The following is a 13356-nucleotide window of genomic DNA, read 5'->3' as shown; positions in this document are numbered from 1 at the left end:
AGTAGGCGGGCGATACCGGAGGCGGCGAACCGGGGCGACGTCCCACGCCGCCCCGGCGCGAATCTCAGAGATAGTACGCGGTGCTCGTCATGACTTTCGAGGCGGCACGCATCAGCATCCGCGCGGGCAGCGGCAGCTCGATCCCGCCGGCGTCGGTCGCGGCCTTGCCGTGCTTCACTTCGTCGATCCGCATCTGGTCGACGATCGCGCGCGACGCGGCGTCAGTGGCCGGCAACTCCGACATGTGACCTTCGAGATGGCTCTCGACCTGCCGCTCCGTCTCGGCCATGAAGCCGAGGCTGACCTTGTCGCCGAGGGTGCCGGCCGCCACGCCGATCGCGAGCGCGCCGGCATACCACAGCGGATTCAGCAGGCTCGGCCGCGAGTCGAGCTCCTTCAGCCGGTGCGCGGTCCACGCGAGGTGATCCTCCTCCTCGCGCGCGGCCTCCTCGAACATCGCCTTCGCCGACGCCGTGCGCGCGGTGAGCTTCTGCGCCTGGTAGAGCGCCTGCGCGCAGACCTCGCCGACGTGGTTCACACGCATCAGTCCGGCCGCGTGCGTGCGCTCGGCGGGCGTCAGTTCGACGTCCGGCGCATCGGCCGGCACGGGCACCGGCCGGCTCATCCGGCTAATGCCGGTCAGCGATCGCAGGCCACGATCGAATTCGCTGATCAGTTCATCCAACACCATCCTGTTCTCCTGGCTGCAGGTGCCGCTGCGCGCGGCAAGGGCACGAGTCCGCTGCGTAACCGACTTGATTATTCAGCGGAAATTGCGGTTAACCCGTGATTTTAACCATTGTTGCATAAAGGAAACATGGCGACCTTGAGCAGCAGCATTTCGCTTTGTGGCAAAAATCGGCTTTGCTACATTACGTCCGACTTCTTGCGAAGTTGAGGGGGCTCGTCGACAGAACATAACTATCCGCCCCGTCAAAAAAATTCAGTGATTCTTGGAGATCCGCTAATGAAAAAGTCGCTTCTCGCGCTCGTCGCGCTGGGCGCGTTCGCTGGCGCTGCCCATGCGCAAAGCAGCGTGACGCTTTACGGCATCATCGATGAAGGCTTCCTCTTCAACAACAACGCAGGCGGCAAGCACCTGTACGGCCTCGCCAGCGGCGTGATGCAAGGCAGCCGCTTCGGCCTGCGCGGCACCGAAGACCTCGGTGGCGGCCTGAAGGCGATCTTCACCCTCGAAAACGGTTTCGACGTGAACAGCGGCAGGCTCGGTCAAGGCGGCCTGATGTTCGGTCGTCAGGCTTACGTCGGTCTGTCGAGCCCGTACGGTACGGTCACGCTGGGTCGTCAGTACGACTCCGTCGTCGACTTCGTCGGCCCGCTCGAGGCAGGCGACCAGTGGGGCGGCTACATCGCCGCTCACCCGGGTGACCTCGACAACTTCAACAACGCGTATCGCGTGAACAACGCGGTCAAGTTCACGAGCGCGAACTACGGCGGCCTCACGTTCGGCGGCCTGTACAGCTTCGGCGGTCAGGCGGGCCAGTTCTCGAAGAACCAGGTCTGGTCGCTCGGCGCCGGCTACACCAACGGCCCGTTGGTGTTGGGCGTCGGTTACTTGAACGCACGTACGCCGAACCAGTTCGGCGGCATGTTCAACAACGGCTCGACGTCTTCGTCGGTCTCGTCGCCGATCTACGGCGCGTACGCGAACAACGCGAACACGTACCAGGTCATCGGCGCGGGCGGCGCCTACACGTTCGGCGCGGCGACGATCGGTGCGACGTACTCGAACACGAAGTTCAAGGGCTTCTCGGCAGGCCCGTTCGTGAACCAGACCGCGACGTTCAACAACGGCGAAATCAACTTCAAGTACCAGTTGACCCCGGCGTTGATCCTCGGCGCGGCGTACGACTACACGCAAGGCAGCAAGATCGACGGCAACTCGGCGGCCAAGTACCACCAGGGCTCGCTGGGCGTCGACTACTTCCTGTCGAAGCGCACCGACATCTACGCGATCGGCGTGTACCAGCACGCATCGGGCAACGTGCTCGATTCGAACGGCAACGTCCTGAAGGCAACGGCAGCGATCAACGGTCTGGCCGGGTCGAGCACGAGCAATCAGGTCGCGGCACGCGTCGGTATCCGTCACAAGTTCTAATCAGCTTGTCTGACAAGCCGCGGCATATTGAAGGCGCCTTCGGGCGCCTTTTTCTTTTCCGGGGCGGCGGGGAGGCCGGCGGGTGGCGGGGCGGCGGCGGTGGGTCGAGCGGGTCGACGGTAGACGCACGTCGCGGCGCGCCGTCCCTCCCGCGACCGTCAGGCCGAAACGCGAGGCTTGCCGCGGTCTCCCGCACGTAACGCGCGCTTCCGTCATCCAGCCCGCCCCACAGACAAAAAACCCGGCAAGTGCCGGGCTTTCTCGTTCGATCGCATCGTTGCGCGCATTACGCGCGTCCATCGCGCAGTTCACGCCGCAGGATCTTGCCGACGTTCGTCTTCGGCAGCTCCGTGCGGAACTCGACCAGCTTCGGCCGCTTGTACCCGGTGAGCCGCTCCTTGCAATAGGCGAGGATGTCCTTGTCGGTCAGCGCCGGATCCTTTTTCACGACGAACAGCTTCACGGCTTCGCCGGAATGCTCGTCCGGCACGCCGACCGCCGCCACCTCGAATACGCCCGGATGCGACGCCACCACGTCCTCGACTTCATTCGGATACACGTTGAAGCCGGATACGAGAATCATGTCCTTCTTGCGATCGACGATCTTCACGTAGCCGCGCGCATCCATCACGCCGACATCGCCCGTCTTGAAGAAGCCGTCCGCGAACATGACCTTCGCGGTCTCGTCGGGCCGGTTCCAGTAGCCGGCCATCACCTGCGGCCCGCGGATGCAGATCTCGCCGGGTTCGCCGAGCGGGACGTCGTTGCCGGCATCGTCGCGGATCGCGACTTCGGTCGACGGCAGCGGCAGACCAATCGTGCCGCTGTATTCGGTCGCCGTCACGGGGTTGCAGGTGGCCACCGGCGACGTTTCGGACAACCCGTATCCCTCGATGATCGCGGTGCGGGTCTTTTCGTACCAGCGCTTCGCCACGCCTTCCTGGATCGCCATGCCGCCACCGTTGGCGATGACGAGCTTCGACAGGTCGAGCTGACCGAATTCGGGATGGTTCAGCAGCGCGTTGTACAGCGTGTTGACGGCCGGAATCGTCGAGATCTGGTAGCCCTTCAGCTCCTTGATCATCCCGGCGATGTCGCGCGGGTTCGGAATCAGGATGCCCATGCCGCCCGTGCGCATCGTCAGGAAACCGCAGACGGTCAGCGCGAACACGTGATACAGCGGCAGTGCGACGACCGTCACGAACTGTTTCACGTCCGGGAATTTCTCATGAGCCGGATGGTGCCAGGCGCCCGCCTGCAGCACGTTCGACACGATGTTCCGGTGCAGCAGCGTCGCCCCCTTCGCGACGCCGGTCGTACCACCCGTGTACTGCAGGAACGCGACGTCGTCGGGGCCGATTTTCTGCGGCTTGAACGCCTGCCGCGCGCCTTCCGACAGCGCGGCCTTGAAGCGCGTGAACGACGGCAGTTGCCACGCCGGCACCATCTTCTTCACGTTGCGCACGACGTAATTGACGAGCCATCCCTTGATGCCCAGCAGGTCGCCCATCGATGCGACGACCACGTGCTTGACGGCCGTATTGGCGATGACGGCCTGCAGCGTCGACGCGAAATTCTCCAGGATGACGATCGCCTCGGCACCACTGTCCTTCAGTTGATGCTCGAGCTCGCGCGGCGTATAGAGCGGATTGACGTTGACCACGGTATAGCCGGCGCGCAATACCGCAGCGATCGTCACCGGGTATTGCAGCACGTTCGGCATCATGATCGCGACGCGCGCCCCGCGTGCCAGACCGCGGGATTGCAGCCACGCACCGAACTCGCGCGACAGCGTGTCGAGTTCGCCGTACGTGATGCCCTTGCCCATGCAGACGAACGCGGTACGGTCCCGATACTGACGGAAGCTCTCGTCGAGCAGGTCAGGGACAGACGGATAAGGCGAGGAGTCAATTTCGGCTGGAACGCCGGGTGGGTACGATTTCAGCCAAATTTTGTCCATACCGCGCGTCTCCTCACAGATTTTCGAATGGTCGTGCTAAAACGCATCCTAACGGCTCCCCCGCCCCGAGACAACAGGGTTAGATGTCCACTTCGAACTTCCCTATCGATATTGTCTGATCATACGGCAATATTCGATCAAATCCGCTCAACTTCCACAAGACAATCGTAAAACGTCGCCGAATTGCCCAGATCGGTCAGCGCCTGGCTCGTCACTTCGTTCGCGTTCCTGCCGTCCGGCGACAGCTTCTTCCACCATATCGACAACCCCACGACTAGCCCGGCACGTGCACGGTCAGTGATTCGCGCAAGCGCCTGCATCGAGCCGCGGTCATTGAAGATGCGGACGACGTCGCCCTCCGCGATGCCGCGCGCGCTCGCATCGGACGGGTGCATGTCGAGGTGCGGCTCGCCTTCCGTCGAGCGCAGGCTGTCGACGTTCACGAACGTGCTGTTCAGGAAGTGGCGGGCCGGCGGCGAAATCATCGCCAGCGGATAGCGTGCGGCGAGCTCGGGCGCGGCCTCGGCCGACTCGAACGGCGGCAGGTAGTCGGGGACGGGGTCCTTGCCCATCTGCTCGAGCCGCGGGCTGTAGAACTCGCACTTTCCCGAAGGCGTGCGGAAGCCGCCGTTCGCGAACGGCGCGTCCGGCAGCTTGAGCTTCAGCCAGCCGGCCTGCTTCAGCGTGTCCCAGTCGCTGTCGAGCGCCGGATCGTCCCAGCGAAGCGCCGCGCGCGCGACCTCTTCGTCGCTGTGATAGAGCGCGGGCTCGTCGAGCCCCATGCTGCGTGCGATCCCGCGAAAGATCTCCGTGTTCGGCCGCGCGTCGCCCACCGGCGGAATCGCCGGCAGGTTTGCCATCACGTAGGTATGGCCGTATGACTTATGGACATCCAGATGCTCGAGTTGCGTGGTCGCCGGCAATACAATGTCGGCGAAATCGACCGTATCTGTCTTGAAGTGTTCTAGAACGACCGTGAACAGATCGTCGCGCGCGAAGCCTGCTGCGACCTTCGACGAATCGGGCGCGACCGCGACCGGATTCGAGTTGTACACGATCATCGCTTCGACTTTCGGCCCGAACGTCGCGTCGCCCGGGTGCAGCAACGCGTCGCCGATCGCATTCATGTTGATGATGCGCGGCAGCTTGTGCGGCCAACCCGGCATCAGATCCGGACGCAGCAGCGCCGCCTGGTTGACCGGTGCGGATTCCGACGACGAGAGCAGCAGCCCACCGGCCCGATCGCGCCATGCCCCGGTCAACGCCGGCAGGCTGGCGATCGCGCGCACGGCATTGCCGCCGCCGCGAACGCGCTGCATGCCGTAGTTGAGGCGGATCGAAGCCTTGCGGGTGGCGCCGTAGCGACGCGCAAGATCGATCAGTTCCGATGGGTCGATGCCGCAGATCTGCGCAACGCGTTCCGGCGGATAGGACATGGCGCGCGCCTTGAGCGCGTCGAAGCCGAGCGTATGGTCGGCGATGTAACCGTGATCGAGCAGGTTTTCGGTAATCAGCACATGCATCATGCCGAGCGCAAACGCGCCATCGGTACCGGGCTTCAATGCGATGTGCTGGTGGCATTTCTCCGCGGTCAGCGAACGATACGGGTCGATCGCGACAAGACGCGCGCCCCGGCGCTTCGCTTCCTGCGCGCGGGTCCAGAAGTGCAGGCTCGATGCAATCGGATTCGCGCCCCATATCAGAATCAGCTCGCTTTCCTCGAAGTACTCGAGATGCATGCCGACGTTGCCGCCGTACGTATATCGCAACCCCGCTGCGCCGGCTGCCGAGCAGATCGTGCGCTCGAGCCGCGAGGCGCCGAGCTTGTGAAAAAAGCGCTGGGCAATGCCCTCGCCTTGCACGAGCCCCATCGTTCCCGCATAGCTGTATGGCACGATCGCCTCCGGCGCGCGCGCGGCGATTTCACCGAGGCGACGCCCAATCTCGTCGAACGCCTCGCTCCAGCTGATTGGCACGAAGCGCCCTTCCCCTTTGGCACCGACACGCTTGAGCGGGACCGTGAGGCGGTCGGGATGATGAACGCGATCCGCGTATCGGCTGACTTTCGTACACAACACGCCCTGCGTCGGCGGATGGTCGGGATCGCCCGTGACCTTGATCGCCTTGCCATTTTCGACGGTCACACGCATTGCGCATGTGTCCGGACAATCATGCGGGCAAACGGCCCGGGCTACTTGGGTGGCGGCGTTCATGGTCTTGAATGCAGAGATGGGGATTCGCAAATTTTACGTGGACACGCTGAATAACGCGTTCATTTCGCACCGATTGGGGATTATCTGACCGAAGACCAAGTAGTGGTGCCGGGCTGCGGCGGAGGGAAAGCAACCGCACCGTACTGCTTGCCGGTGAGGCGCTTCAAGACAAGTGCGATCTTGATCGGAGATACGGCCAGTATGCGGCTGAATCACTAGAGATGGCAGCCATTGGGAGAACGACGCCGCGATCGATGTGTCGGACGGGAAGTTCACTCAGGTAGTCACCTTGGCAACGCTTTGCCCGCCCGCGTGCGTTTGCATCGCCCAAATGCAAAAACCCCCGCCTTGTCGGGCGGGGGTTTTTGGCTTAGGGAGCCTGACGATTACCTACTTTCACACGGGAATCCGCACTATCATCGGCGTAGAGTCGTTTCACGGTCCTGTTCGGGATGGGAAGGGGTGGGACCGACTCGCTATGGTCATCAGGCAAAGGGGGTTGTTGCGTTGCTTCGCAGCGCAACCAATCTTGGAAGAAGCAGTAATCTTGATTTGGGTTGTGAGCTGTATCTCACACGTACGCGGTACTTCAACCGTCGTACGTCGAGTGCCTCGCACTCGACGCTCGATGTCCGTAAGCGCTAAAGCGCTAACGGGCATCGAGACAGACTTGTTATAGGATCAAGCCTTACGGGCAATTAGTATCGGTTAGCTGAACGCATTACTGCGCTTACACACCCGACCTATCAACGTCCTGGTCTCGAACGACCCTTCAAGGAGGTCAAGCCTCCAGGGATATCTCATCTTAAGGCGAGTTTCCCGCTTAGATGCTTTCAGCGGTTATCTCTTCCGAACATAGCTACCCGGCGATGCCACTGGCGTGACAACCGGTACACCAGAGGTTCGTCCACTCCGGTCCTCTCGTACTAGGAGCAGCCCCCTTCAAATATCCAACGCCCACGGCAGATAGGGACCAAACTGTCTCACGACGTTTTAAACCCAGCTCACGTACCTCTTTAAATGGCGAACAGCCATACCCTTGGGACCGGCTACAGCCCCAGGATGAGATGAGCCGACATCGAGGTGCCAAACACCGCCGTCGATATGAACTCTTGGGCGGTATCAGCCTGTTATCCCCAGAGTACCTTTTATCCGTTGAGCGATGGCCCTTCCATACAGAACCACCGGATCACTATGACCTGCTTTCGCACCTGCTCGACTTGTCGGTCTCGCAGTTAAGCACGCTTATGCCATTGCACTATCAGCACGATTTCCGACCGTACCTAGCGTACCTTCGTACTCCTCCGTTACGCTTTGGGAGGAGACCGCCCCAGTCAAACTGCCTACCATGCACTGTCCCCGACCCGGATCACGGGCCAAGGTTAGAACCTCAAACAAACCAGGGTGGTATTTCAAGGACGGCTCCACCGAAACTAGCGTTCCGGTTTCATAGCCTCCCACCTATCCTACACAGATCGGTTCAAAGTCCAATGCAAAGCTACAGTAAAGGTTCATGGGGTCTTTCCGTCTAGCCGCGGGTAGATTGCATCATCACAAACACTTCAACTTCGCTGAGTCTCGGGAGGAGACAGTGTGGCCATCGTTACGCCATTCGTGCAGGTCGGAACTTACCCGACAAGGAATTTCGCTACCTTAGGACCGTTATAGTTACGGCCGCCGTTTACCGGGACTTCAATCAAGAGCTTGCACCCCATCATTTAATCTTCCGGCACCGGGCAGGCGTCACACCCTATACGTCCACTTTCGTGTTTGCAGAGTGCTGTGTTTTTATTAAACAGTCGCAGCCACCAGTTTATTGCAACCCCTTCACCCTCCTGGCGCAGGCCAGTCAAGCTACAAGGGCGTACCTTATCCCGAAGTTACGGTACCAATTTGCCGAGTTCCTTCTCCCGAGTTCTCTCAAGCGCCTTAGAATACTCATCTCGCCCACCTGTGTCGGTTTGCGGTACGGTCATCGTTAGACTGAAGCTTAGAGGCTTTTCTTGGAACCACTTCCAATTGCTTCGCTCCCGAAGGAGCTCGCGCCACACCCTTGAATCCCGCGCCCGGATTTGCCTAAGCGCCTTCTCCAATGCAGCGACCGGGACGTCCAACACCCGGACAACCTTCCGCGATCCGTCCCCCCATCGCATCTAACAATGGTGCAGGAATATTGACCTGCTTCCCATCAGCTACGCATTTCTGCCTCGCCTTAGGGGCCGACTCACCCTACGCCGATGAACGTTGCGTAGGAAACCTTGGGCTTACGGCGAGGGGGCCTTTCACCCCCTTTATCGCTACTCATGTCAGCATTCGCACTTCCGATACCTCCAGCACCCTTTACAAGGCACCTTCGCAGGCTTACGGAACGCTCTCCTACCATGCGAGCAAGCTCGCATCCGCAGCTTCGGTATATAGCTTAGCCCCGTTACATCTTCCGCGCAGGACGACTCGATCAGTGAGCTATTACGCTTTCTTTAAAGGGTGGCTGCTTCTAAGCCAACCTCCTGACTGTTTTAGCCTTCCCACTTCGTTTCCCACTTAGCTATATTTGGGGACCTTAGCTGGCGGTCTGGGTTGTTTCCCTCTTGACACCGGACGTTAGCACCCGATGTCTGTCTCCCGTGATTGCACTCTTCGGTATTCGGAGTTTGCTATGGCGGGGTAATCTGCAATAGACCCCCCAACCATGACAGTGCTCTACCCCCGAAGGTGAGACACGAGGCACTACCTAAATAGTTTTCGGAGAGAACCAGCTATTTCCAGGTTTGTTTAGCCTTTCACCCCTATCCACAGCTCATCCCCTAACTTTTCAACGTTAGTGGGTTCGGACCTCCAGTACGTGTTACCGCACCTTCATCCTGGCCATGGATAGATCACCTGGTTTCGGGTCTACGCCCAGCAACTGAACGCCCTATTCGGACTCGCTTTCGCTACGCCTGCCCTATACGGTTAAGCTTGCTACTGAACGTAAGTCGCTGACCCATTATACAAAAGGTACGCCGTCACCCCTTGCGAGGCTCCGACTGTTTGTATGCATGCGGTTTCAGGATCTATTTCACTCCCCTCCCGGGGTTCTTTTCGCCTTTCCCTCACGGTACTGGTTCACTATCGGTCGATCACGAGTATTTAGCCTTGGAGGATGGTCCCCCCATCTTCAGACAGGATTTCACGTGTCCCGCCCTACTTGTCGCACACCTAGTTCTTTCATACTGTTTTCGCCTACAGGGCTATCACCTGCTATGGCCGCACTTTCCAGAGCGTTCGGCTAACAATACAAATAAAGAGTGCAAGGCTCATCCCATTTCGCTCGCCACTACTTTGGGAATCTCGGTTGATTTCTTTTCCTGCGGTTACTTAGATGTTTCAGTTCACCGCGTTCGCTTCGCATGGCCTATGTATTCAGCCATGGATACTCCATAAGGAGTGGGTTTCCCCATTCGGACATCTACGGATCAAAGCTCGTTTGCCAGCTCCCCGTAGCTTTTCGCAGGCTACCGCGTCCTTCATCGCCTGTGATCGCCAAGGCATCCACCACATGCACTTGTTCGCTTGACCCTATAACGAGTCTGTCTCATGTCGGCCATCGTTAGCGCTTTAGCGCTTACGAGGGCCCCATCCCCGCATGGGGGACGACAGTCGCTACAGGTTGAGTTCTCGCGTTGTGCCGTATTCCAAAATCGAGCCGAACAATGAAGTTCGAATCATCTTGAGATACATCGATACAATCACAACCCGGATAGTTTCCACGTCCATCTCAAGACGCTTCCGCTATCCAAATTACTTACTTCTTCCAGATTGTTAAAGAACGACAGCCGATACTTTCGTACCGCTCTGACTGGCTCAATCGCCAATGACAAAGACTCGAACCACGCTTCGTTCGAACGCTTGTCATTGAAGATTGGTGGAGGCAGACGGGATCGAACCGACGACCCCCTGCTTGCAAAGCAGGTGCTCTCCCAGCTGAGCTATGCCCCCATGAGTACAGATGCCCCAGGTGTGTACCGCCACACAAGACGGTGGTGGGTCTGGTTGGATTCGAACCAACGACCCCCGCCTTATCAAGACGGTGCTCTAACCGACTGAGCTACAGACCCCTGAGTCTGTCTTTAATTTACAGCCGATAAGCGTGAGCGCTCAACTTGTGCGAGAAGCTCTGGAAAGGAGGTGATCCAGCCGCACCTTCCGATACGGCTACCTTGTTACGACTTCACCCCAGTCATGAATCCTACCGTGGTGACCGTCCTCCTTGCGGTTAGACTAGCCACTTCTGGTAAAACCCACTCCCATGGTGTGACGGGCGGTGTGTACAAGACCCGGGAACGTATTCACCGCGGCATGCTGATCCGCGATTACTAGCGATTCCAGCTTCATGCACTCGAGTTGCAGAGTGCAATCCGGACTACGATCGGTTTTCTGGGATTAGCTCCCCCTCGCGGGTTGGCAACCCTCTGTTCCGACCATTGTATGACGTGTGAAGCCCTACCCATAAGGGCCATGAGGACTTGACGTCATCCCCACCTTCCTCCGGTTTGTCACCGGCAGTCTCCTTAGAGTGCTCTTGCGTAGCAACTAAGGACAAGGGTTGCGCTCGTTGCGGGACTTAACCCAACATCTCACGACACGAGCTGACGACAGCCATGCAGCACCTGTGCGCCGGTTCTCTTTCGAGCACGCCCAACTCTCATCGGGCTTCCGACCATGTCAAGGGTAGGTAAGGTTTTTCGCGTTGCATCGAATTAATCCACATCATCCACCGCTTGTGCGGGTCCCCGTCAATTCCTTTGAGTTTTAATCTTGCGACCGTACTCCCCAGGCGGTCAACTTCACGCGTTAGCTACGTTACTAAGGAAATGAATCCCCAACAACTAGTTGACATCGTTTAGGGCGTGGACTACCAGGGTATCTAATCCTGTTTGCTCCCCACGCTTTCGTGCATGAGCGTCAGTATTGGCCCAGGGGGCTGCCTTCGCCATCGGTATTCCTCCACATCTCTACGCATTTCACTGCTACACGTGGAATTCTACCCCCCTCTGCCAGACTCTAGCCTGCCAGTCACCAATGCAGTTCCCAGGTTGAGCCCGGGGATTTCACATCGGTCTTAGCAAACCGCCTGCGCACGCTTTACGCCCAGTAATTCCGATTAACGCTCGCACCCTACGTATTACCGCGGCTGCTGGCACGTAGTTAGCCGGTGCTTATTCTTCCGGTACCGTCATCCCCCGGCTGTATTAGAGCCAAGGATTTCTTTCCGGACAAAAGTGCTTTACAACCCGAAGGCCTTCTTCACACACGCGGCATTGCTGGATCAGGCTTTCGCCCATTGTCCAAAATTCCCCACTGCTGCCTCCCGTAGGAGTCTGGGCCGTGTCTCAGTCCCAGTGTGGCTGGTCGTCCTCTCAGACCAGCTACTGATCGTCGCCTTGGTAGGCCTTTACCCCACCAACTAGCTAATCAGCCATCGGCCAACCCTATAGCGCGAGGCCCGAAGGTCCCCCGCTTTCATCCGTGGATCGTATGCGGTATTAATCCGGCTTTCGCCGGGCTATCCCCCACTACAGGACATGTTCCGATGTATTACTCACCCGTTCGCCACTCGCCACCAGGTGCAAGCACCCGTGCTGCCGTTCGACTTGCATGTGTAAGGCATGCCGCCAGCGTTCAATCTGAGCCAGGATCAAACTCTTCAGTTCAAACCTGTTACTGTTTTCGGTTCCGTAGAACCGGTCGCTCACTCAAAGCTGACAGGAATATGAATCACTTCATAAACCTGACTTACTTTAGTGTGAGACTCTTGATACTTTCGCTATCTGATCCGAGGATCAGCTCGCTTTCATCAAGCGCCCACACTTATCGGCTGTTAATTTTTAAAGAGCATGTCTGCGAGGAATCTGAGACCCCTCGGCAGCGCTGCGTTTTCAGCAGCAGAGAAGCGAGATTATGAACCGTGTTTCGCAGCTCGTCAACAACTTTCTGAACGACTTCGTTGCGACTGCGGGGCCCAACTTCCTGCGCCGCCGCGGCTCGTTACCACCGAACCCCAACAGCACCGCTTCCCTTTCTCCCGCGCCGCGTTTCCGGTAGCGCGAAAGAGGCGTGATTCTAAGCACCCGCCCCCATCCACGCAAGCTCTTTGTGAAGAAAGTTCAAAAAAGCCTCCGTGCGCTGTCGCGCACGGAGGCCTTTTTTGATGAACCGGACAAGGCGATCCCGCCCGCAACCGATACAGGCCCGCCATCGGACACCCGCCCCGACGCAGTCCGATCAGCGGTGCTTGAAAACAGGCTTCCGCTTCTCGACGAATGCCGCCATCCCTTCCTTCTGGTCTTCCGTTGCGAACAACGAGTGGAACAACCGGCGCTCGAAGTGGACGCCTTCAGCCAGCGTCGTCTCGTACGCGCGGTTCACCGACTCCTTGACCATCATGACCGCCGGCAGCGAGAACTCGGCGATCGTCGTCGCGGCGGCAATCGCCTCGCCGAGCAACTTGTCGGCCGGCAGCACGCGCGAGACGAGCCCGGCACGCTCGGCCTCGACGGCGTCCATGAACCGCGCGGTCAGACACATGTCCATTGCCTTCGCCTTCGACACCGCGCGCGGCAGGCGCTGCGTGCCACCCGCCCCCGGCATGACGCCCAGCTTGATTTCCGGCTGGCCGAACTTGGCCGTGTCCGCCGCGAAGATGATGTCGCACATCATCGCGAGTTCGCAGCCGCCGCCCAGCGCAAAGCCCGAAACCGCAGCAATGATCGGTTTGCGGATCTCGCGGACCGCCTCCCAGTTGCGCGTGATGTAGTCACCCCGATAAACATCCATATAGGAGTAGGTTGCCATCATGCCGATGTCCGCGCCGGCCGCGAACGCCTTCTCGCTGCCCGTCACGACGATCGCGCCGATGTCGTCGTCCGCATCGAATGCCTTCAGCGCGGCGCCCAACTCGTCCATCAATGCATCGTTCAGCGCATTCAGCGCCTTCGGGCGGTTGAGCGTCACCAGACCAACGCGCCCCCGGGTCTCCACCAGGATGTTTTCGTAAGCCATCTATTTCTCCTCGATCAATGAAA

At 59.3% G+C, this 13356-nt stretch carries 5 protein-coding genes, 2 tRNA genes and 3 rRNA genes; 1 reads left to right on the top strand and 9 read right to left on the bottom strand.

Annotated features, from left to right (window positions below):
- Positions 1 to 64 precede the first annotated feature (64 nt).
- Positions 65 to 691, bottom strand: coding sequence for a 2-polyprenyl-3-methyl-6-methoxy-1,4-benzoquinone monooxygenase (gene coq7 / locus WS64_RS01070; RefSeq protein ID WP_060312576.1), 627 nt, complete (start codon positions 689 to 691; stop codon positions 65 to 67).
- A gap of 276 nt (positions 692 to 967) precedes the next feature.
- Between coq7 and WS64_RS01065 the strand changes: the two genes are divergently transcribed.
- Positions 968 to 2119, top strand: coding sequence for a porin (locus tag WS64_RS01065; RefSeq protein WP_059637989.1), 1152 nt, complete (start codon positions 968 to 970; stop codon positions 2117 to 2119).
- Between the two features lie 286 nt (positions 2120 to 2405).
- Here WS64_RS01065 and WS64_RS01060 read toward each other — a convergent pair whose 3' ends face one another.
- From WS64_RS01060 to WS64_RS01025, 8 genes are all read right to left on the bottom strand, one after another.
- Entirely contained in the window at positions 2406 to 4079 is a 1674-nt protein-coding gene (locus WS64_RS01060) for a long-chain fatty acid--CoA ligase (protein WP_060965535.1), read from the bottom strand.
- A 137-nt stretch (positions 4080 to 4216) separates the two neighbouring features.
- Entirely contained in the window at positions 4217 to 6292 is a 2076-nt protein-coding gene (locus WS64_RS01055; RefSeq protein WP_060965534.1) for a molybdopterin-containing oxidoreductase family protein, read from the bottom strand.
- Between the two features lie 377 nt (positions 6293 to 6669).
- Positions 6670 to 6782 (bottom strand): 5S ribosomal RNA (gene rrf, locus WS64_RS01050).
- 187 nt (positions 6783 to 6969) lie between these two features.
- Positions 6970 to 9850 (bottom strand): 23S ribosomal RNA (locus WS64_RS01045).
- Positions 9851 to 10194: 344 nt separating this feature from the next.
- Positions 10195 to 10270, bottom strand: a tRNA-Ala gene (locus WS64_RS01040).
- A 42-nt stretch (positions 10271 to 10312) separates the two neighbouring features.
- Positions 10313 to 10389 (bottom strand) — tRNA-Ile (locus WS64_RS01035).
- Positions 10390 to 10452: 63 nt separating this feature from the next.
- Positions 10453 to 11985: ribosomal RNA gene (locus WS64_RS01030) — 16S ribosomal RNA — on the bottom strand.
- The 16S, 23S and 5S rRNA genes sit together here with 2 tRNA genes alongside, the layout of an rRNA operon.
- Positions 11986 to 12556: 571 nt before the next feature.
- A complete protein-coding gene (locus tag WS64_RS01025; protein WP_060965533.1) occupies positions 12557 to 13333 on the bottom strand; it encodes an enoyl-CoA hydratase in 777 nt (258 codons plus the stop codon).
- Positions 13334 to 13356: the final 23 nt, after the last annotated feature.

The organism is Burkholderia anthina (assembly GCF_001547525.1).
Classification (GTDB): Bacteria; Pseudomonadota; Gammaproteobacteria; order Burkholderiales; family Burkholderiaceae; genus Burkholderia; species Burkholderia semiarida.
Note: the sequence above shows the minus strand (reverse complement) of the source record. Positions and strands in the feature narration are given on the sequence as shown.

What these genes read in the sequence shown, in the direction of transcription:
- WS64_RS01055 (WP_060965534.1), bottom strand. Translation starts at nt 6,292, where the DNA reads ATGAACGCCGCCACCCAAGTAGCCCGGGCCGTTTGCCCGCATGATTGT.
- coq7 (WP_060312576.1), bottom strand. Translation starts at nt 691, where the DNA reads ATGGTGTTGGATGAACTGATCAGCGAATTCGATCGTGGCCTGCGATCG.
- WS64_RS01060 (WP_060965535.1), bottom strand. Translation starts at nt 4,079, where the DNA reads ATGGACAAAATTTGGCTGAAATCGTACCCACCCGGCGTTCCAGCCGAA.
- WS64_RS01025 (WP_060965533.1), bottom strand. Translation starts at nt 13,333, where the DNA reads ATGGCTTACGAAAACATCCTGGTGGAGACCCGGGGGCGCGTTGGTCTG.
- WS64_RS01065 (WP_059637989.1), top strand. Translation starts at nt 968, where the DNA reads ATGAAAAAGTCGCTTCTCGCGCTCGTCGCGCTGGGCGCGTTCGCTGGC.